General features: G+C 37.0%; 1 protein-coding gene and 1 pseudogene. Both read right to left on the reverse strand.

Annotated elements, in window-relative coordinates; translation table 11 throughout:
* Positions 1-72: pseudogene (locus tag AB4653_RS26140) on the reverse strand (flagellar protein FlgN); the annotation flags it as partial.
* 65 nt (positions 73-137) lie between these two features.
* A partial coding sequence (flgM, locus tag AB4653_RS26145) for a flagellar biosynthesis anti-sigma factor FlgM (RefSeq protein WP_372105680.1) occupies positions 138-303 on the reverse strand: 166 nt, incomplete at its 5' end.

A 303-nucleotide genomic window follows, 5' to 3' on the forward strand; every position in this document is an offset into this window, starting at 1 on the left:
TGAACTCAATAATTCAGATAAGGCTTTGGCATTTTGAAGTTGGAAATTAACTAAATCTGCTAGTGCCGCCATAATGTAACCTACTAATAACCTCGTGTACTTTAAGATAATAACTTTATTTAAAAGCTAATGTTTGCTTAAAGACCTTTTAATTCGTTTTCAAATTTCATCATGTTGTCGGCCAACTTTTCTGGATCAACAGTGTATGAGCCATTTGCGATCGCTTCTTTTATTGCCGCGACTTTCACTGAATCGAAACTTGGTTGTGCTGCCATCTCTTGATGGAGTTGACCAATCGCCTTG

Source organism: Vibrio sp. 10N.222.48.A3, from assembly GCF_041475345.1.
GTDB lineage: Bacteria > Pseudomonadota > Gammaproteobacteria > Enterobacterales > Vibrionaceae > Vibrio > Vibrio tasmaniensis_A.